The following is a 19,383-nucleotide window of genomic DNA, read 5'->3' as shown; positions in this document are numbered from 1 at the left end:
TGATGCGTTGTAGCGGCGTTGTACGCCAGTGAGAGAATAATCCCGTCCCCGTGCCGCCCTGGTGCGGGGCGCAGTTATGGCAGGTTCAGCCAGGAGGAGACAGGTGGCCGATCGCATGCGTCTAATGGCCGTTCACGCGCACCCAGATGACGAGTCGAGTAAGGGTGCAGGGACGCTCGCGCGCTATGCCGCTGAGGGCCACGAGGTGCTGGTTGTTTCGTGCACCGGCGGGGAGCGCGGCGACGTGCTCAACCCCAGCTTGCAGAACGACCCGGTAATCATGCGGGAGCTTCCTGAGGTGCGCCGACGCGAGATGGCGGAGGCCGCTCGCATCTTGGGCGTTCAGCACCACTGGCTGGGTTTTGTGGACTCTGGCCTTCCTGAAGGTGACCCCATGCCGCCTTTGCCGGGCGGCTGCTTCGCGCTTGAACCGCAGGACATCACCGTCGAGGCGTTGGTGCGCGAGATCAGGCGCTTCCGGCCGCACGTGCTGACGACCTACGACGAGAACGGTGGATATCCGCACCCGGATCACATCATGTGCCACGTCGTGTCCGTCGCAGCCTTCCGCGCCGCCGGCGACCCGGAGGCATACCCGCACGCAGGTCCGGCATGGCAGCCGCTGAAGTTGTACTACGACCGGGCGTTCTCGGCTGGCAAGATTCGCGCGTTGCACCAAGCGATCGAGGACGCGGGCGAAGAGTCGCCGTACGTCGACTGGATTGCCCGGCTCGATGAGCGACCCGACGGGCGTATCACCACGCGGGTTCACGTGGCCGACTACTTCGAGCAGCGGGAAGGGGCCCTCAAGGCGCATGCGACGCAAGTCGATCCCCAGGGCAACTTCTTCAAGGTGTCCCGGGAGACTCAGGCCAAGGTCTGGCCGACCGAGGACTTTGACCTGGCGCTGTCGTACGTCGAGCGTCCCACCGACCGCGATGAGGACGATCTGTTCGCTGGCCTGGGCGCCCTCGGCGATGCTGATGCGCTCGCGACCGGGGGCGCCGGCGACCTCGTGATCGACGATGTGCGAGAGCGGGAGACAGCCTCGTGAACAACGAGTCGATCGAGAGCGTCACGACCACCGCTGGTCTGGCGGGCTTCATCGTGCTTTTCACGCTGGCCATCGCGTGTTGGTTCCTGTTCCGCAGCATGAACACGCGGCTGCGGAATATTCGCCTTCGTGAGGAGCGTGAAGCCGCAGCGCGCGTGGCCCAGCGTGCTGAGACGAATGCGGCTCCGAAGGGGGAGTCAGACCCAGGCGGCTTGTGAGGTGTAGATCGCGAGCGAGGCCGCAACATAGTGAGCGGCGAACGCGAGCACCGTGAAGGCGTGAAATACCTCGTGGAAGCCGAACCATCGGGGTGATGGGTTGGGGCGCTTGGTGCCGTAGACGATCGCGCCCATGGTGTAGAGCAACCCGCCGAGGGCGATCAAGGTGATCACTGCGACGCCGCCTGCTTCCATCAGGGGACCGAAGTAGAACACTGCGACCCAGCCGAGAGCGACGTATACCGGAACGTAGAGCCAGCGCGGTGCGCCCACCCAGAAGATGCGGAACAGCACCCCGGCCAGCGCGCCAGACCAGACGATCAGCAGCAACTGGATGGCCTGCTCGCGCGGCAGCAAAGTCAACGCGAACGGCGTGTAGGTACCGGCGATGATGACGAAGATATTGGAGTGGTCCCACCGCTTCAGGACGCCCGCGACTCGGGGGGTCCACTCGCCGCGGTGATAGACGGCCGACGTGGTAAACAACAGGACTGCTGACAGCCCGAAGATCAGCGCGCCAATACGGGCGCGATCGGTGGGCGCCAGCACGACGAGCACGATCGAGGCGATCAGAGATATCGGCGCCATACCCAGGTGCAGCCATCCGCGTAACTTCGGTTTGACCATCCTGGCGAGTTCGCGCGCGCTATCGCGGCCTTGCGCGACGGCGGCTGCAGCATTGGTCATGTCACCAGAGTAGGTCCTTTCACTGTGCAGCGGCTGGGGATCTTCGCCACATGCTGACGTGAAGTGTCATTCAGTCAGGTCTGGGCGGTACCGTCAGCACCTTACGCAGTCTTGTCTGAGGGGAGTGGGCCATGCCGGGCATCTTCGACCTGGCCTACAAGGCGTACGAACGTAACCTCAGCCGGTCGCTGCCAGCGGAGCGACTGCCGCGGCACGTCGGCGTGATGCTGGACGGGAACCGCCGCTGGGCGAAGTTGCGTGGTGCTGACTCCGAGACGGGCCACCGTGCGGGCGCCGACAACATCAAGCCGTTCCTTGGCTGGTGTGAGGAACTCGATGTCGAAGTCGTGACGCTGTGGCTGCTGTCCACCGACAACCTCAACCGGTCGGCTGCGGAACTTGCCCCCTTGCTCGACATCATCGAGAACGTCGTCGGCGATCTTGCGGCGGCTAAGCGGTGGCGTCTCAACGCGATGGGGGCGCTCGACCTCCTGCCCGCCGAGACGACCGAAGTGCTGAAGCGGGCCGTGGCCAGCACCAGCGACGTGGAGGGCCTGGTCGTCAACATCGCGGTCGGCTATGGCGGGCGTCAGGAAATTGCCGACGCCGTACGGTCACTCCTGCGCGAGCACGCCGCCAAGGGCACCTCCATGGAGGAACTCGCCCAGGAGATTGACGTCGACGCGATCGCTTCGCACCTGTATACGAAGGGGCAACCGGATCCGGACCTGGTGATCCGCACCTCGGGGGAGCAGCGCGTCGGAGGATTCCTGCTGTGGCAGAGCACGCACTCGGAGTACTACTTTTGTGAGGCGTACTGGCCCGACTTCCGTCGCGTCGACTTCTTGCGGGCGCTGCGCGCCTATGCCGAACGGGAGCGTCGCTTCGGCGCCTGAGCCTTGGGTCGCATCACCGGTGGTCAGTCCTTGACCGCGCCCTCGAGCATGCCGGAGATGAAATGTCGCTGCAGGAAGAGATACACAACCACCACAGGCAGCGCCACGATCGTCGCACCAGCGGCCAACAGAGCCCCACCTTGGGTGTATTGACCGGCGAAGAACCCGAGGCCGAGCGGTGCCGTACGCAGGCCCTCATTGGTCGGCGCCATCACCAGTGGGATGAGGAACTCGTTCCAGGTCCACATGAAGGTCAGGACGACCAACGTGATCATGGCTGGCCGAGCCAACGGCACGAGCACTTGCCACAGAATGCGCGAGGTGCTGGCGCCGTCAATGCGGGCGGCCTCCACGACGGCGTGCGGACTTGATCGGAAGAAGGCCCGCATCCAGAAGGTCCCGAAGGCGACTGACTGCGCGACCTGGGGGAGGGCAATGGCCCAGAACGTATCGACCATGCCGATCGCTTCAAGGTCGTAGTAGAGCGGAACGACGAGGGCCTCGGCGGGGAGCATGATGCCGATCAGCATGAGGTAGAAGAGAAGGTCTCGGCCGGGAAAGGTCATGGTGCCGAAGGCGTACCCGGCGAGGACCGACAGCACCAAACTGACCGGCACCACGAACGCCGAGACCATGAGGCTGTTCTTGAGGTATTCGCTGAATCGGCCGATCTCCCAGGCGTCTTGGAAGTTCGAGAAGCCGCCGGAGCTATCGCCGTCAGCCTGAAAAGCGCTGACCAGGATCATGACGATCGGGAAGAGGGCAGTGATCGCGAAAGCCACCAGGATCGCGTAGTTCATCGCGCGTTCGGTCCGCTTGACGTTCATCGGTCAGTAGTCCGATCTGCGACGCGAGTGATGACGAACGAGATGGCAAAGATGATCACGGCCAGGACGACTCCGATGGCCGACGCGAGCCCGACCTGGTCGAGTTCGAAGGCTTGGTAGTAGACCTCGTAGGACGGCACGGACGTGCTGTGTCCCGGTCCACCCTTCGTCGTGAGGTAGATGAGATCAAAGGTCTTGAGCGCCGCGATCACCGTGAGGGTGAGCGCGACGGCGATCTCTCCGCGCACGGACGGGAGCGTGACGGCGAAGAATTCCCGGATCGGCCCAGCGCCATCCAACCGAGCGGCTTCGTACAGATCACCGGGGATGCGGCTCATACCCGCGAGCAGCAGGATCGTCACCAGGCCGCTCTCGAACCATGTCCCGACTACGCCGACCGCGGGCAGGGCCAAGGTGAAATCGCCGAGCCAGCCGCGGGTGAGGCTGTCCAACCCGATAGCGGACAGCACGCCGTTCAGCGTGCCTTCGGGTGCGTACACCTGGCGCCAGGCCACCGCGATCACGGCCATCGCGATGACCTGTGGCAGGAACACCACGGATCTGAAGATGCTTCGTCCGCGCACCTGGCCGCGGTGCAGGACCGATGCGAGGACCAACCCAATCACCAGCGGCAGTACCGCAAAGAACCCGATCATGACAAACGCATGAATGAATGCGCTGCGTAGTCGATCGTCGGTGAACACCTCGGTGTAGTTCGACAACCCAGCCCACGTGGCCAGAGATGACCCGTCCCAGTGCCACAGCGACAGGTACGCCGCTTTCAGGAGCGGGTACAACGCGAACGCGGCATAGACCACGAAGGCCGGCAGGATGAAGACATAGCCGATCAGGCGGGGTGAACCGGGCGCGCGAGATGCGTTCAACGCACGCTCATTTCGCGGTGAATTCTTGGTAGTCCGTTGCCAGCGTCTTCAGCGTTGCCTCCGCCGATGCCTTCCCGGCGAGAAGACCCTGGAGGGCGGCGCCAATGGTGTCTCCCATCGTGGGTGTGGCCCAGTCGAGGTAGGGGAGCAAACCGTCGTCCGTGGAGATGGTGGAGAACGCATCGAAGACGTCGGTCGCCAGCCGGTCGGGCGCCTTCTGCTTGGAGGTCTCGGACACCGGGAGGTTGCCGGTGTCGGTCAGGATCTTCATCGCCTCGGGCGAAGTGATGAAGTCCAGGTACGCCGCCGCCGCATCCGGCTTCTTGGCCTTGGAGGTGATCGCAAAGGGCAGCCCGGTCCCGCCGGGGGCGAGCGGGATATCTCCGCCCTCGGGTGCTGGTGGCAGGGTGAAGCGCACCGCATCGCCCATCGCCTTCGCAAGGTCGGCCTGGAGCCAGGTGCCTGCGATGAGGAAGACACCAGTGCCTTTACTGAACGCCTGCCAGGCAGGGTCATATCCCTGCCCGTTGAACCCCTTGGCGAAGTAGCCCTTGGTCGCCAGGTCACGGAACGCCGACGCAGCCTTGAGATTGCTGTCGGACTCCCAATCACCGCCGCTCTCGCCGAATCCGAGAGTACGAATGGCCTTGGCGTCGGTATACCGACCCTGCAGGAGCCCGAACACGTGGGCCGCTGGCCATTTTTCAAGATTGCCGAAGGCCAGCGGGACCTCTCCCTTGGACTTCGCGGTGGCGAGTGCCTTGTCGAATTCGGCCCAGGTCTTCGGTGCCTTGATGCCGAGTTTCTTGAGTTTGTCGGCGTTGTAGTAGATGCCCACGACCTCGCCGACCTGCGGTACGCCGTAGAGCTGACCTGAGCCGAATGTCGTGGCGTCCGGAGAGTACGAGGACACCGACCTGATCGAGTCGGAGAACCGGTCGTCCCAGCCGTAGGCCTTTGCGTAGTTGTCCAGGGACACGATCTGTTTTGCCTTGACGAACTTGCCCATCTGCGAGCGAGTGTTGTTGGCCTGCACCACATCTGGAGCGTTGTCGCCATTCATGGCTAGACGAAGAGTCTTGCTGAGATCGTCGAAGGAACGGGACACTCGCTTGATCTTGATGTTCGGGTACTTCTTCTCGAACTGCCCGATGAGCGTTTCCATCTGCTGCTTCTGACCGCCGCGAACCTCCTGGTCCCAGACGGTGAGCGTGACTTTGCCGAGGCTCTTGGCATCGGTGTTGATGTCTGCGGCGGGCTTCGCGGATCCGGAGGACTGGTCGCTACCTCCACCCGGAGCGCAGGCCGCCAGCGTGAGCCCGCTGGCCCCGAGCGCGAGCACTGAGCGGCGAGGAACGGTAACCATGAGAACTCCTGAGAACGTGGCGGTGACGGGGCGGTAGGGGGATGTGGTCTAGGCGTCAGAAAGCCGGGCAATGGTGGCTGCGGCACGGCGGGTGGCGTGGACCGGTGCGGGCGGGATGAGGTCGTCGAGAAAGGCGTAGCGGCGGCGTACTGACCGGGCGTGCGAGGAGGTATCGGTCAGTTCACGGGTGTGGTGCCACCAGTCGGCGATGTCTCCCCAGCCGGGCGCCGCGAGGGACCCACCAAACTGCTGAACGGACAATGCCGAGCACAAGCCGGCGAACTGCAAGCGGTGGGAGAGCGGCCAGCCGGCGAGCGTTCCGGTGAGGAGTGCGGCGCCGAAGACATCACCGGCCCCGGTGGGGTCAGTCGCCGGGACCCGCAGGGCAGGGATGGAGACTTCCTCATCGCTTTCACTATCGATGGCCAGAACGCCTTCGGCACCATTCGTGACGACGGCGAGAGGGACTCGATCGGCGATGGCATAAAGCGCCTCTTGTGGCGTGGTCGTGCGGGTGTAGGCCATGGCCTCTGCCGCGTTGGGTGTGAAGGCGTAGCAATGCGCGAGGTCGTCTAGGACTGCTGGATTCCACTGACCCGACTGGTCCCAGCCGACATCGGCGAAGACCTTGGCCCCTGCTTCGCGGGCGCCATCGGCCCAGGCACGGCCCGGGTCGCCTTTGCCCAGGGGCTCATCCGGTGAAAGGTCGAGCAGAAGTGCGCGAGCCCGCGGTGCCGTACCGATCATCGTCGTGGCGTCCTCGTGGGGCTGATGGCCGTGCGTCACCATGCGGCGGTCGTGATCGCTGGCTAAGGACACCGTGACGGGGGAGTGCCAGTCGGCATAGCGCTTGGAGTGAGCGAGTTCGACGCCTTCGTCTTGCAGAGATTGCCAACAGAACTGGCCGTAGTCATCGTCGCCGAAGGCGGCGCCCAGAGAGGTGCGTAGTCCTAGGCGGGCCGCGGCCACCGCGAGGTTGGCGATCCCGCCGGGGCACGAGCCCATCCCGTCAGCCCACACTTCCGTACCGTCTTCGGGCATCTGGGGTAGCCCGGTAAAGATGATGTCGAGAAAGACGGTGCCATGAAGGAAGACGTCGAACTCTGGGTCATCGCCGCCGCGCTGGGACGCGAGTGGGTCAAAAGTGCTCATGTGCGAACAAGACTCCTGATGTGTTTCTAGTACGCCCTTAGTGCGTGATTATGCGTATTCTTGCGCGGTCGATGCCGCTACGCAAGAGATCGCGGCCAATAGATCGAAGAATGATGCTCATAGATGCGCGATTTTGCGCATTCCGGTTAGGGTGTGTTCGTGAAGGTTCAACGCCATGCGCAGATCCTGGAGCACTTGCGCGCCCACCATGTCGTGAGCGTCGAAGACCTGGCTCGCGCACTCGAGGTGAGCGCTTCGACGGTTCGGCGCGACCTGCAGCAACTCCACCTTGCTGGCGCTTTGACCCGGGTACATGGCGGCGCCGCACCCAGGGAACACCTCCAACCCCATCCAGTGCAGGCATGGGAGGCCCAGGAAGACCGGACCTTCGATCAGGCCGTCGAAGAGGAGCGCCCCGATAAGGAAGTGGTGGCTGCAGCCGCGGCTGAGCAGGTCCTCGATGGGGAGGTCGTGGCGCTCGATATCGGGACGACCACCGCAGCAGTTGCTCGCCATCTGCGTGGTCGGCCGATCACCGTGGTCACGAACAGTTTGGCGGTTCTGGACGTCCTGCGGGATGACGCCACTGTCGAGCTCATTCTGTTGGGCGGGGTCGTCCGTCGCTCCTATCACTCCTTAGTGGGGATGCTGACCGAAGACGCGTTGCGTCAGGTAGCTCTCGACCGAGTTTTCTTAGGTACCAGCGGAATTGATGCCGATGGACGAGTGATGGACACCACGATCGTCGAGGTGCCCGTCAAGCGTCGGTTGCTCGCTGCGGCCAGGGAAGTCGTGGTGCTGGCAGACCAGCGCAAGCTGCCCGGCACGGGCAGCTATCAGGTCTGCGGACCGGAGCAAGTGGACATGTTGGTCACTAATAAAGGGGCGGACGCGGAAACACTCCGTGCCTGCCAAGAGGCCGGAGTGAAAGTGGTATGTCGATGAAGTTGGCGATGCTCGGTGGCGGAGGTTTTCGCACCCCCCTGGTGTACGGCGCCCTGTTGCGCGATCGCGGCCCAGGTCGGGTGACTCAGGTCGTGTTGCAAGACTCCGACCCGGCGCGACTCGCCGTGATCAGTGGTGTGCTTCGTCAGATGGCCAACGGTGTGGACGACGCGCCGACCATCGTCGAGACCGTTGACCTGGATCAGGCGCTGACCGGCGCGGACTTCGTGTTTTCCGCGATCCGGGTTGGCGGCCTTGCGGGGCGGATCGCTGACGAGCGGGTTGCGCTCGACCTGGGCGTCCTCGGTCAGGAAACGACCGGGCCTGGTGGGTTGGCGTACGCATTGCGGACCGTGCCTGTCGCGCTCGACATCGCTGAACGGGTCGCTCGATGCGCACCGCAGGCATGGGTCATCAACTTCACGAACCCGGCCGGGATCGTCACCGAGGCGATGCAGGGAGTGCTGGGTGATCGAGTAATCGGAATTTGTGACTCGCCAATTGGCCTGGCGCGCAGGGCAATCCAGGCCCTGGGTCTTCGAGACGCCGAGGCGTCGGTGGAGATTGACTACGTAGGACTCAATCACCTGGGCTGGCTTCGAGGGCTTAATCATGACGGCAGGGATGTGCTTCCTGACCTCTTGGCAGATGCGGATCGCCTTATGACCCTGGAGGAGGGGAGGCTCTTTGGCCCTGCGTGGTTGGCGACGCTCGGCGCGATCCCCAACGAATACCTCTACTACTACTACTACAACCGGGAGGCGGTCGCGGCGATCATCGCGGCCGACCAGACCCGCGGAGAGTTCGTGCGCGACCAGCAAGAGGCCTTCTACCGCGCGGCCGAGCGGGACCCCGAGCGCGCGTCGGACCTGTGGAATCACGCCCGGGCCGAGCGCGAAGCCACCTATATGCGTGAGGCACGCGCGGACGATGAGGCGCGCGACGCCGAGGACCTGGAAAGCGGTGGCTATGAAGGAGTCGCCCTGGCGTTGATGCGTGCCATCGCTCACGACGAACCGGCCCGGCTCATTCTGAATGTTCGCAATGGTGCGACCGTGCCGCAGCTTCCTGAGGATGCGTCGGTCGAAGTGATGTGCACCGTCGACCAGAATGGGCCGCGACCGGTGTCGATCGCGCCGCCGCAGGGCGCCATGCTGGGCTTGATGCAGCAGGTCAAGGCCGTCGAGCGGCTCGTGATCCAGGCGGTGCGAGAGGGCTCGGCCGACCGCGCGCTGGCAGCCTTCGCAAACCACCCGCTGGTCGATTCGGTGACGACAGCGCGGAACCTGCTCGACGGGTACTGCACTGCTTCCCACGACACGGCCGCGCTGCTTCACAGTTGACGCGGTACGCCGGTGAACGACTCCCGAACGCACGGCGAAAGATCGGCGCGTCGCGTCAGATCTGCCGGGTAAAGCGGGCCGAGCGTCGTAACGTCGGCCGTGTACGACAGCACCCGCTGGCGTACCGGGAGGCCCACGTTATGGAGCGAACTCAGCTCCGGACCCAAGGGCCGGTTCCGGCTCTTGGAATGGCAAGGGCCCGGTCCCGGCACCTCGTCCGAGAGTAGGTCGTCGCGGCGAGCGCTGCGACGACGAGGAGTTTGACCATGGCTACAGCCCGGCAGTCCTCTCGCCCCGCAGCGGCAGCACCGCGGTCGCCCGCATCGACGGTCCAGACGTTCGTCCTGGATACCTCAGTTCTCCTGTCTGACCCGCGGGCAATGACGCGGTTTGCTGAGCATGAGGTCGTCCTTCCGATCGTGGTCGTGACCGAACTCGAGGCCAAGCGCCATCACGCCGAACTGGGTTACTTCGCCCGGCAGGCGCTCCGAATCCTTGATGACCTGAGGGTCGAGCACGGCCAACTCGATGCGCCCGTACCCATGGGCGATGGCGGCAGCCTGCGAGTCGAGCTCAATCACACCGACCCCACGTCCCTACCTGCCGGATTCCGCTTGGGGGACAACGACACTCGGATCCTCGCGGTCGCGCGCAATCTTGCGAACGAGGGCTTCGATGTCACGATCGTCTCCAAGGATCTGCCGCTTCGGGTCAAGGCCTCCGCGGTGGGTTTGAAGGCTGATGAATATCGAGCCGAACTCGCCGTTGACTCTGGTTGGACGGGCCTCGAGGAAGTCGAAGCGACCGACGAGGACCTGGACACGTTGTATCAATCGGGCCGGGTCGACTTGCCCAGCGCGGCAGATCTGCCCTGCAACACCGGGGTGGTGATGCTCGGCGGCCGAGGCAGCGGACTGGGGCGTGTCATGGCAGACAAGTCCGTACGCCTCGTCCGTGGGGACCGGGATGCCTTCGGCTTGCACGGGCGTAGCGCAGAACAACGCATCGCGCTGGATCTGCTGCTCGACCTGGACGTCGGCATCGTGTCTCTTGGCGGTCGGGCCGGAACGGGCAAGTCGGCACTCGCGCTGTGCGCTGGCCTGGAGGCGGTGATGGAGTTGCGGCAGCACCGGAAGGTGATCGTGTTCCGTCCGCTCTACGCCGTCGGTGGGCAGGAGTTGGGGTACCTGCCGGGTACGTCGGACGACAAGATGGGTCCCTGGTCGCAGGCCGTCTTCGACACCCTCGGCGCAGTCTGCTCACGAGAGGTTGTCGAGGAAGTGATCGAGCGAAACCTGCTGGAAGTGTTGCCACTAACCCACATCCGCGGGCGCTCGCTTCATGACGCCTTCGTCGTGGTGGACGAAGCGCAGTCGTTGGAGCGCAACGTGCTCCTAACCGTGCTGTCTCGTATCGGGCAGAACTCGCGCGTGGTGCTCACCCATGACGTGGCGCAGCGAGACAACCTGCGCGTCGGGCGGCACGATGGCATCGCGGCGGTGATCGAGAAATTGAAGGGTCATCCACTGTTCGGTCACGTGACGCTGCACCGCAGCGAACGCAGCCCGATCGCGGCTCTGGTGACGGATCTCTTAGAGGAAACCGGGCACGAATAGTCAGTGACAGCCCGCACCCAGAAAATTCACCGGTGGACCTCGATCGGGCGCCTACACGGGTGTTAGCGTGCCTGGCGGGGGTCAAAGAGTCGTGCATGTTTTGGGGTGTTTGAGCCGACTCACGGCCTCCGACACGTATCCGTATGCCATGGAGGCCCCAACCATGAATCACCCCACCCCAGAACGCCCATCTGAGCATTCTCGACGGACGATCGGACGGCGTACTCTCGTCGCCGGAACCGCGTGGTCGATCCCCACTATCGCAGTGGCCGCAGCCTCTCCCGCAACCGCGGCGTCGCCCGAACCCACGCTGGAATTCGACCAGCCGAGTTACACCATCGACGGATGTGGTGATCTCACGGACGTCGTGATCACCGTGACAAATGGCGCAAACCCTGCCCCAGTCGGCACTCCTGTCACGATCACTCTCCCGGCCGGTTTCACGTTCAGCGACGGCACTGACACCAAGACGCTTCCGACCGACGCCGATGGCACTGTTGCAGTTCCCGCGATCACCGCCCCCATCTCGGCGACCGCTGCCACGATCACCGCGACCTCAGGCGAGGCAAGCGAGACGGCGACCCTCCAGGTGGTCGCCCCTGCAGGCGGACAGGTTCTCTATGTCGGGAACAACGGCTTCCGACCTACCGACTTCGTCACGACGGTGACTGAGGGGCTGCCCGCGGGAGAGTCCTTCGAGTTCGTCCACGCCTCAGACGGCGCGATCTACGCCCAGATGAGCGACGGCAAGATTTACACCGCCAGGGAGGCCCAGAACAACGGCCTGACTGCCGGGAACGGCCGCCAGTGGTACGAAACGCCTCTCACCGGCAGCCTCAGCGACATGACCATCAGTTCCTCCCAGATCTCAGGCAACAGCTTGGTCATGGCCGGTGGACAACTGACCAGTTTTGTCTCCAACACCACGGGAACGACCGAACCGATCGCGCAGGCGCTGCCGAACCCACCCGGAACACCGGTCAACATCGCGACCAGCAACGGCATCGGCACGTACTACGTCGAGACCTCCGACGGGAAACTGTGGTCGACGCCCTTCTCCGGGCCGCAACGTGGAACCTGGTCGGAGATCACCGGGTTCCCGACGCCGCTCGTCGACTGGACCATCACGCAGGGCAATGCCTCAGAGATGGTCTCGGTCATCGGTCAGGACGGAAACCTCTACAGCGTGCAGTCAACGTCCGGCGCCCGTCCTACGGTGCTGCGGAACTTCCGCAACGCGTTCGCCCAATGGGAGGCGCCGCTGGTGAAATTCGCGGCTCCGCACGAGAGCGCGAGCCGCGAATTCAGCCAATCGACCATCTTGTTCGTCGATGCCAGCGGAGGGTTGTACTCCCAAGAGGGCGCCCAGAACCGCAACCTCGCGGGCGTTCTCCAAGGCCAACTCGCCGACAAGCAGCTGCTCATCACTCCGGACTCGACAGGGTCTAAAGCAACCAAGATGGTCCACGTCGTGACCGACGGAAAGTTGTATGCCGCCGGCACCAGCGTGGGCATCTTTCCCTTCCGGGATGTCACTCCTTCGGCCGACTTGCTGCAGGGCGCCACCATCGTCGATGTCCATGGCACCAGCGGAGGTCTTGGTCAGATGATGTTTGCGATTGCCTCGGATGGCCGGGTCTTTAAGTCCGACCGGGTCTGGAGTACAAACACCAACCCGAACTGGCGGCTCGCGACAGGACTGCCGGATCAGCCGGTCGCCGACCCGATCGTTCAGGATGCGAAGTTCACCTACCTGCTAGGCGCCCTGACGGAGTGCCCAGTCTGAGATTGGGTCAGTGGAGAGGTTCGCCGTCCTCGTCCACGAGGAGGTCGTCCATCTCGCTGTCATCCCAGTCGTCCTCTGGGTCCTGGCGCCTGCGCTCCCGGGCCCAGAGGACCATCCAGATTGCGGCGAAGACTGCCACGACGCCAAGCAGGCCGAGGATGAACCCCACCAGGCCATAGACGACTTGCACGCCGTTGGCGGTGGGTTCGCCGTCTGGTCCGGTGGTCTGCGCTGAATCGCTAGCCCACCCGGAGACGAGGACCCCAACCCATACCGAGAGGAAAAAAGCAGCCAGCCAGTAGGCGATCGCGACGGGTCGTCGACGGAGCAGGTGCATGCACCCATTGTGGCTCCTTGATCCCGGCGCATCATGGAGACATGACCAAGACTTCCCAGACAACTCGACTCGAGCACGACTCCATGGGCGCCGTCCAGGTGCCGGTCGATGCGTTGTACGGCGCTCAAACGGCCCGCGCTGCGGAGAATTTTCCGATCTCGGGCCAGGTCGTGCCCAAGGAGATCGTGCACGCGCTCGCCCGCATCAAAGCCGCAGCGGCACAAGTCAATGGCGTCTTGGGCGTCGTGACCACGGAACAGGCGCAGGCCATTGCCGAGGCTGGGCGGGCGGTCGCCGACGGCGCTCACGACGAGCATTTCCCCGTCGATGTCTTCCAGACCGGGTCCGGCACCTCGACCAATATGAACGTGAACGAGGTGTTGAGCCATCTCGCGTCGCGCGCTGGCGTCGAAGCCCACCCCAACGATCATGTCAATGCGGGGCAATCCAGCAACGACACCTTTCCCAGCGCGCTGCGACTCGCGGCAGCCGTGGCCGTCGCGGAACACCTCGACCCTGCGCTTGCGGCCCTGCAGACGTCCTTATCGAACAAGGCTGCTGAGTTCGCGGACGTGGTCAAGGCCGGGCGTACGCACCTCATGGACGCGGTGCCGGTGACGTTGGGCCAGGAGTTCGCCGGCTATGCCGCGCAAGTCGCCTTAGGGCGACGGCGCATCGGCGAGGCGGTGGCGTACATCCACGAGTTGCCGCTTGGGGGTACCGCCACTGGAACCGGCTTGAACGCTCGGCCGGGGTTTGCTGCGCGGGTGATTGAGCAGTTGGCCGCCGATACGGGCCTTCCACTGCGCGAAGCGACGGACCACTTTGAGGCGCAAAGTAGTCAAGACGCTGTCGTCGGGCTCAGTGGGGCCTTGCGAACGCTGGCGGTATCGCTGACCAAGATCTGCAACGACCTGCGGTGGATGGGGTCAGGGCCTCGGACCGGACTGGGTGAACTGCAGTTGCCTGACCTACAACCCGGGTCGAGCATCATGCCCGGCAAGGTTAATCCGGTGTTGCCTGAGGCCACCCTCATGGTCTGTGCGCAAGTTGTTGGTCATGACGCGGCTATCACTGCCGCAGGCGCCAGTGGCGCCTTCGAACTCAACGTCATGCTGCCCGTCATGGGGCGGGCGCTGCTGGAGCAGGTCACCTTTCTTAGCGGTGCCTGTTCGGCGCTCGCGGTCCGGTGTATCGACGGACTTCAGGCCAATGTCGAGGTGTGCCGGCGGTACGCCGAGAGCAGCCCAGCCATCGTCACCGCTCTGAACGCCAAGATCGGCTACGAGGCGGCGGCCGCCGTGGCTAAACAGGCGGTGGCTGAAGGGAAGACCATCCGCGAAGTGGTCATTGAGCGAGGGCATCTCGAACGTGGTGACCTGACCGAGGCGGAGCTGGACGATGCCCTGGACGTGTTATCAATGGCTCGCGCTGGCAGGCCTGAACCGGCCTAACAGCCCGGGACGCTGATCACAGTTTGCGCAAGAGAACCTGGTGGACCGCGTGCTGGGCGTCCTTGCGCATCACCAGGCTGGCCCGGCTGCGCGTGGGCACGATGTTCTGCGCCAGATTGGGGTGGTTAATGCGTTCCCAAATCCCGGAGGCGGTGTCGATGGCCTCCTCGTCGGACAGGGAGGCATACCGGTGGAAATAGGATTCCGGGTCGGCGAATGCTGTCTGCCGCAAGGTGAGGAAGCGGTCGACGTACCAGTTGCGAATGTCGGCCTCGCGAGCATCGACGTAAATGGAGAAATCGAAGAAATCCGACAGGGCGAGCGGCGACCTACGCTCTGGGGTCACGACCGGCTGCTGCAGGACGTTGAGTCCTTCGACGATGAGGACATCAGGCCTGCGCACCACGATGTGCTCATCGGGCACGATGTCGTAGACCAGGTGGGAGTAGACGGGCGCGGTGACTTCTGGCTTGCCCGACTTCACCTCGGAGACAAATCGGACCAGAGCGCGCCGGTCGTACGCTTCGGGAAAACCCTTGCGCTGCAACAAGCCTCGCCGTTCGAGCTCGGCATTCGGAAAGAGGAAGCCGTCGGTCGTGATCAGGTCAACGCGAGGGGTGTCATCCCATCGGGCGAGCAATTCACGGAGCAGTCGAGCAGTCGTTGACTTACCGACTGCCACCGATCCTGCGACACCGATGACGAACGGTGTCTTGGCCGGTCGTTCGCCGAGGAAGTCGGAGGTGACTTGGTGCAGGCCCGCGGTCGCGGCGACATAGAAGCTGAGGAGTCGCGACAGGGGTAGGTAGATCTCTTCGACCTCGGTGAGGTCAATCGGCTCATTGAGCCCAGACAGTCGCTGCAAATCGTCGGAGTCCAGCCGCATCGGATGCTGCTGGCGTAACCGGGCCCAGGCATCTCGATCGAGGCTGACGTACGGCGATTTGGGGGCAGGCGCACGGCCCAGTGCGGTGGTCGACGTCGAAGCGGTCACCGGGTCATTGTGTCTCGGAATGACACGATGCGTGCTCTTGGCTAGAGAACGCTTAGGCTTCCGCACATGTGTGGAATTGTCGGCTACGTCGGCGCGAACGCCGATGAGCGAGCTTTGAACGTTGTCATGGAGGGCCTGGCTCGCCTGGAGTATCGGGGATATGACTCAGCTGGGGTGGCGCTGGTCGGCGGTGATCGGGTGGTCACTGCGAAGAAGGCTGGCAAGCTCGCGAATCTGCGCGACGAGCTCGGCGCGCGTCCACTTTCTGGATCCTCGACGGGTATAGGTCATACGCGCTGGGCCACCCATGGGGGCCCCACTGACGAGAATGCGCACCCGCACCGGGGTGGAACTGACGACAAATTTGCCCTCATCCATAACGGGATCATTGAGAACTTCCACGCGCTGCGAGGCGAACTTGCCGCTGAGGGTGTCGTCTTCGAAAGCGAGACCGACACCGAGGTCGTGGCGCACCTGCTCGCGCGAGCCTTCGACGGTGACTTGACTCGGACTATGCAGCGGGTCGTGGAGCGCCTTGAGGGCGCCTTCACCCTGCTCGCGGTGCACAGTGACCAGCCCGGCGTCGTGGTGGGAGCCCGGCGCAACAGCCCGCTTGTCGTGGGCCTTGGCGAAGGCGAGAACTTCCTCGGCTCGGACGTCGCCGCGTTCATCGGCTACACCCGCGAAGCCATGGAACTCGAACAGGATCAGATCGTCACCATCACGCCGGAGGGCGCGACGGTGATCAACTTCGATGGCAGCCCCGCCGAAGGCAAGCGTTACCACGTCGACTGGGACGCGGCGGCCGCGGAAAAGGGTGGCTACGACACCTTCATGGAGAAGGAGATCAACGAGCAGCCGCAGGCTGTCGGCGACACTCTCTTGGGTCGTACCGACGCCGAGGGGCGCCTGACGCTTGACGAACTGCGGATCTCCGAAGAGCGCCTCCAGGACGTGAGTCGCATTGTGTTTGTGGCCTGCGGAACGGCGGCCTACGCCGGAATGGTCGCGAAGTACGCGATCGAGCACTGGACGCGGATCCCGGTTGAGGTCGCGCTGGCGCACGAGTTCCGCTATTGCGACCCGATCATTGATGAGCGCACCTTGGTCGTCTCGATTAGTCAGTCGGGCGAGACGATGGACACCCTGATGGCGGTCAAGCACGCCCGAGAACTCGGCGCGCTGACCATCTCCATCTGCAACACTCACGGGTCCACCATTCCGCGCGAATCAGATGCTGTGCTCTATACGCACGCTGGCCCGGAAATCGCGGTCGCCTCCACCAAGGCCTTCCTCGCGCAAATCACCGCTAGTTATGTGCTGGGCCTCTATCTCACGCAGTTGCGCGGGCAGACCTACGCCGACGACGCCCAAGAGGTCCTGGCCGAGCTGCACGGTATACCGGCGAAGATCGAGGCGGTCCTTGGAGGGATGGACCGAGTCCGGGAGATCGCTCGCTTCATGGTCGACACACGTTCAGTGCTCTTCCTCGGCCGGAACGTGGGCTATCCGATCGCCATGGAGGGTGCGCTCAAACTCAAGGAGCTCGCCTACATTCACGCCGAAGGCTTTGCGGCGGGCGAACTTAAGCACGGCCCGATTGCCCTGATCGAGCCGGGGCAGCCGGTCTTCATCGTGGTGCCAAGCCCGGACACTCCGCACGGTCTGCACGGCAAGGTGGTCTCCAATATTCAGGAGATCCGCGCCCGTGGTGCGCGCACCTTGGTCATCGCCGAAGAGGGCGACGACTCGGTGCAGCCGTTTGCCGACGAAGTGATCTACGTCCCGAGCACCTCGACCATGTTGGCGCCGTTGCTGACGGTGGTGCCGCTGCAGGTCTTCGCGCTGGAGTTGTCGACGGGCAAGGGCCTGGACGTCGACCAGCCGCGTAACCTCGCCAAGTCCGTCACGGTCGAGTAGGACCGAACGGTGGCAGTCATCGGGGTGGGCATCGACGTGGTCGATGTCGGCCGCTTTGAACAATCCTTGGAGCGCACGCCCAGATTGCGGGAGCGCGTCTTTACCGAGGCGGAAGCGTCCCTCCCGATGAACTCCTTGGCGGCTCGGTTTGCCGCCAAGGAAGCGCTCGCCAAGGCCCTAGGTGCGCCGGCCGGATTGCATTGGGCCGATGTGACAGTGCGTCGTGAGCCGTCGGGAAAGCCGGAGTTGGAGGTGCGTGGCACCGTCGAGGCGCGCGTCCGCGAACTCGGTATCAACCGGCTGCACCTCTCCATTAGCCACGACGCGGGCATCGCGTCGGCCATCGTCATCGCCGAGGACTGAGCGCGAGTGGACATAGATCCCCTAGGGATCCGTTAGTCCCTGGAGACCCCGGATCGGCTGACGGTCGCGGTGTGTTTCTCGCGGTGGACGGTGGTGTGGTGGGTTTGGCATAGCAGGGCTGAGTTGGTGAGTGAGGTTTCGCCGCCGTTGTGCCAGGGCATGATGTGGTGGACGTGGCACCAGCTGGGTGGCCTTGCGCATCCGGGGTAGGTGCAATGGCGGTCTCGTTCGATGACCGCGGCGCGTAGCCCGCCGGTGACGAGTCGTTGTTTCCGGCCGACGTCTAAGGGTTCGCTGTCGGATCCCAGGATCATGGGGAGGATGTCCGCGTCGCACGCGAGTTGTCGAATGTGATGGGGGCTCAATGACGTTCCCGCCTCAGTACGCCCGAACCCGGGTGTGTGGCCGGTGAGGACGTCGTGGTCGATGGTGACGACCAGTTTCGCTTGGCCGCTGCTGACCACGGCCCCGTCAGTATCAATCTGGTCAGCGCCGCGGGTCACCAGGAGCATGAACGCATCAGCGCGGCGTTTGCCTGGTGTCCGATCGTCCGGGTTCCCGGTGCGTTCCCCGCCGTAGTGACGGTGAAACACCTCGCCGCAACAGGTGTTGCCTGGAGCGGGCGCTGACAGCGCGTCGATCGCGTGCCTGACCTGCGCAGCATGCAACGGGCCCAGGTCGGCTACCAGTCGTGTCATCCCGTTCGGAAGGTCCATCCACGTCACCGTTTCGGCCGCATCGAGTTTGCGTCCGCGTCATCCAGATAGTCCTGGTCCGCGAACGTGGCGATCACTCGCTTGCCCAGTTCACGGATCGCCCTCGACCCTGACCCTGCTGGTAACGCGAGGAAGTACCCGAACACCTCATCGCGGGTGCTGCCCGGCAGCACGGGCATGATCTTTTCGACCTCGACGAGCGCGGTACTCGCTGCGGCAACCCCGACCTGGCAGGTCCTCAGCGCGGTGACCAGCACCTCGTTCTGAGGCTGGGTACACGCGGCCGCGACCTTCGCGATTCGTGCGGCGACCACTGGCTCCACCCCCGGCAGATCAACCCGTGCCGGTTCACGACGCGCAGGGTGCACCGCATCAGGAAGCAGGCGCCCGATTGGTTCACCAGATGCCAGGCGGGATACCCACTGTGTTGCTCCGGCAGCGGTCGACTCATCGATCACGCCCCGCTGTATTGCTTCAGCGACCAAGCCGACTGCTGCGGACTCGGCCAGCTGCAGCACCGCCAACACCTCCTGGGTCAATGCCGCCAACTCCACGCTGCTGGCCTGATGCCGCACCGAGGTAATCCGAGGCAACACCTCAAGGGCGGCGCGCACTCGACCAGCACACTCAGGCAGGCTCAACGCCGCACCACCGTCGGGGTCGCCAAGACCGACACCATCAGTCGCCCCACCCACCGGCAAGGGCCACGCATCCGCTAACAACGGAACACCCACCGACATCACCGCCACCTCCCCACCACCTGTTTATCGAACAAACGTTCGAACTACTACTCACGTTAAACCCGACCACCGACAAGCCTCCTGC

The 19,383-nt window shown here is 64.1% G+C and carries 19 protein-coding genes; 10 read left to right on the top strand and 9 right to left on the bottom strand.

Annotated elements, in window-relative coordinates:
- The first annotated feature begins 124 nt into the window (after window positions 1-124).
- Window positions 125-1,054, top strand: coding sequence for a mycothiol conjugate amidase Mca (gene mca, locus F562_RS0100760; RefSeq protein ID WP_018155006.1), 930 nt, complete (start codon window positions 125-127; stop codon window positions 1,052-1,054).
- Window positions 1,051-1,272 (top strand): hypothetical protein, encoded by a 222-nt coding sequence (locus F562_RS0100755; protein WP_018155005.1) that lies wholly within the window; start codon window positions 1,051-1,053, stop codon window positions 1,270-1,272. The genes mca and F562_RS0100755 overlap by 4 nt, the downstream gene beginning before the upstream one ends.
- Here F562_RS0100755 and trhA read toward each other — a convergent pair.
- Window positions 1,252-1,959 (bottom strand): PAQR family membrane homeostasis protein TrhA, encoded by a 708-nt coding sequence (gene trhA, locus F562_RS0100750; protein WP_018155004.1) that lies wholly within the window; start codon window positions 1,957-1,959, stop codon window positions 1,252-1,254. The genes F562_RS0100755 and trhA overlap by 21 nt on opposite strands.
- Before the next feature lie 131 nt (window positions 1,960-2,090).
- Between trhA and F562_RS0100745 the strand changes: the two genes are divergently transcribed.
- Window positions 2,091-2,855: an isoprenyl transferase gene (locus F562_RS0100745; RefSeq protein WP_018155003.1), complete on the top strand. Its 765-nt coding sequence runs from the start codon at window positions 2,091-2,093 to the stop codon at window positions 2,853-2,855.
- Window positions 2,856-2,878: 23 nt separating this feature from the next.
- On the opposite strand, the gene F562_RS0100740 is transcribed toward F562_RS0100745, so the two are convergent.
- From F562_RS0100740 to F562_RS0100725, 4 genes are read right to left on the bottom strand one after another with little or no spacing between them, the layout of a single operon-like run.
- Window positions 2,879-3,682, bottom strand: coding sequence for a carbohydrate ABC transporter permease (locus F562_RS0100740; protein ID WP_018155002.1), 804 nt, complete (start codon window positions 3,680-3,682; stop codon window positions 2,879-2,881).
- Window positions 3,679-4,566: a carbohydrate ABC transporter permease gene (locus tag F562_RS0100735; protein WP_018155001.1), complete on the bottom strand. Its 888-nt coding sequence runs from the start codon at window positions 4,564-4,566 to the stop codon at window positions 3,679-3,681. Before F562_RS0100735 ends, F562_RS0100740 begins: the two co-directional genes overlap by 4 nt.
- 7 nt (window positions 4,567-4,573) lie before the next feature.
- Entirely contained in the window at window positions 4,574-5,932 is a 1,359-nt protein-coding gene (locus F562_RS0100730; RefSeq protein WP_018155000.1) for an extracellular solute-binding protein, read from the bottom strand.
- 48 nt (window positions 5,933-5,980) lie between these two features.
- Window positions 5,981-7,084, bottom strand: coding sequence for a carbohydrate kinase family protein (locus F562_RS0100725; protein ID WP_018154999.1), 1,104 nt, complete (start codon window positions 7,082-7,084; stop codon window positions 5,981-5,983).
- Window positions 7,085-7,243: 159 nt separating this feature from the next.
- On the opposite strand from F562_RS0100725, the gene F562_RS0100720 reads away from it, so the two are divergent.
- The 4 genes from F562_RS0100720 to F562_RS0100705 all read left to right on the top strand — a co-directional run bounded on the left by F562_RS0100720 (window position 7,244) and on the right by F562_RS0100705 (window position 12,774).
- Window positions 7,244-8,029, top strand: coding sequence for a DeoR/GlpR family DNA-binding transcription regulator (locus F562_RS0100720; protein WP_026180888.1), 786 nt, complete (start codon window positions 7,244-7,246; stop codon window positions 8,027-8,029).
- On the top strand, window positions 8,026-9,372 hold the full coding sequence (locus tag F562_RS0100715; RefSeq protein WP_040385089.1) for a 6-phospho-beta-glucosidase: 1,347 nt from the start codon (window positions 8,026-8,028) through the stop codon (window positions 9,370-9,372). Before F562_RS0100720 ends, F562_RS0100715 begins: the two co-directional genes overlap by 4 nt.
- Window positions 9,373-9,752: 380 nt before the next feature.
- Window positions 9,753-10,988, top strand: a complete 1,236-nt coding sequence (gene phoH2 / locus F562_RS17565; protein WP_018154996.1) for an RNA 5'-3' helicase PhoH2 — start codon at window positions 9,753-9,755, stop codon at window positions 10,986-10,988.
- A gap of 163 nt (window positions 10,989-11,151) precedes the next feature.
- Entirely contained in the window at window positions 11,152-12,774 is a 1,623-nt protein-coding gene (locus F562_RS0100705; protein WP_018154995.1) for a hypothetical protein, read from the top strand.
- 7 nt (window positions 12,775-12,781) lie between these two features.
- Here F562_RS0100705 and F562_RS0100700 read toward each other — a convergent pair whose 3' ends face one another.
- Window positions 12,782-13,111, bottom strand: a complete 330-nt coding sequence (locus F562_RS0100700; protein WP_018154994.1) for a hypothetical protein — start codon at window positions 13,109-13,111, stop codon at window positions 12,782-12,784.
- Between the two features lie 41 nt (window positions 13,112-13,152).
- Here F562_RS0100700 and F562_RS0100695 point away from each other — a divergent pair, with 41 nt between their 5' ends.
- Window positions 13,153-14,565: a class II fumarate hydratase gene (locus F562_RS0100695; RefSeq protein WP_018154993.1), complete on the top strand. Its 1,413-nt coding sequence runs from the start codon at window positions 13,153-13,155 to the stop codon at window positions 14,563-14,565.
- 16 nt (window positions 14,566-14,581) lie between these two features.
- On the opposite strand, the gene coaA is transcribed toward F562_RS0100695, so the two are convergent.
- On the bottom strand, window positions 14,582-15,559 hold the full coding sequence (gene coaA, locus F562_RS0100690) for a type I pantothenate kinase (RefSeq protein ID WP_018154992.1): 978 nt from the start codon (window positions 15,557-15,559) through the stop codon (window positions 14,582-14,584).
- Window positions 15,560-15,625: 66 nt separating this feature from the next.
- Between coaA and glmS the strand changes: the two genes are divergently transcribed.
- Both glmS and F562_RS0100680 read left to right on the top strand, forming a co-directional pair.
- Complete coding sequence (gene glmS, locus F562_RS0100685; RefSeq protein ID WP_018154991.1) at window positions 15,626-17,479, top strand: glutamine--fructose-6-phosphate transaminase (isomerizing); 1,854 nt, start codon at window positions 15,626-15,628, stop codon at window positions 17,477-17,479.
- A gap of 9 nt (window positions 17,480-17,488) precedes the next feature.
- Window positions 17,489-17,842, top strand: coding sequence for a holo-ACP synthase (locus F562_RS0100680; protein ID WP_018154990.1), 354 nt, complete (start codon window positions 17,489-17,491; stop codon window positions 17,840-17,842).
- A gap of 32 nt (window positions 17,843-17,874) precedes the next feature.
- Here F562_RS0100680 and F562_RS21120 read toward each other — a convergent pair whose 3' ends face one another.
- Window positions 17,875-18,558, bottom strand: a complete 684-nt coding sequence (locus F562_RS21120; protein WP_245553591.1) for an HNH endonuclease signature motif containing protein — start codon at window positions 18,556-18,558, stop codon at window positions 17,875-17,877.
- A 5-nt stretch (window positions 18,559-18,563) separates the two neighbouring features.
- A complete protein-coding gene (locus tag F562_RS21115) occupies window positions 18,564-19,298 on the bottom strand; it encodes a hypothetical protein (protein ID WP_018154988.1) in 735 nt (244 codons plus the stop codon).
- Between the last annotated feature and the right edge of the window lie 85 nt (window positions 19,299-19,383).

Source organism: Demetria terragena DSM 11295, assembly GCF_000376825.1.
In the GTDB taxonomy this organism is placed as follows: domain Bacteria; phylum Actinomycetota; class Actinomycetes; order Actinomycetales; family Dermatophilaceae; genus Demetria; species Demetria terragena.
Note: the sequence above shows the minus strand (reverse complement) of the source record. Positions and strands in the feature narration are given on the sequence as shown.